The organism is Bradyrhizobium sp. 23, assembly GCF_023073295.1.
Lineage (GTDB): Bacteria > Pseudomonadota > Alphaproteobacteria > Rhizobiales > Xanthobacteraceae > Bradyrhizobium > Bradyrhizobium canariense_D.
In genome coordinates, this window is the sequence record NZ_JADPJF010000081.1 from 1 (window position 1) to 549 (window position 549).

Sequence of the window (549 nt, forward strand, 5' to 3'; positions counted from 1 at the left end):
TGATCTGGCGTTGTTCAACATCGCAATCGACAGCAAGCTTCGTGGGTGCGACGTGGTGGGCCTGAAAGTCGATGACGTGGCATCAAGCGGGTATGCGGCCGATAGAGCAAGCGTCCGCCAGAAGAAAACTGGACGGCCGGTCAAGTTCGAACTTACAGAGTCTACCCGTCAAGCGATCGATGACTACCTGAGGGCAACCGGCAAGAAGCCTGGCGATCGTCTGTTCACCGGCTGTAGAGGCCCCGGGTGCAGCCTGACCACGCGGCAATATGCGCGTTTATTATCGGGCTGGCTGGCCGGTATAGGGTTGGATCCTCACCTGTTCGGAACGCATTCGCTCCGTCGAACAAAAGCGACCCTTATCTATCGGCGCACGGGCAACTTGCGAGCGGTGCAGCTGCTTCTGGGGCACACCAAAATCGAGAGCACCGTCCGATACCTAGGAATTGAAGTCGACGATGCGCTTGCAATAGCAGAGCAAGTCGACGTCTGAACTAGCTGGGCAGAGCGGACATGCTCTGCCCCTTTCTTCAAGGCGGCTTCGGGCCA

At 57.9% G+C, this 549-nt stretch carries 1 protein-coding gene; it reads left to right on the plus strand.

Going from position 1 to position 549, the window contains the following annotated elements:
- On the plus strand, positions 1-493 hold a 493-nt coding region (locus IVB32_RS20230; RefSeq protein ID WP_247411051.1), incomplete at its 5' end, for a tyrosine-type recombinase/integrase.
- Positions 494-549: the final 56 nt, after the last annotated feature.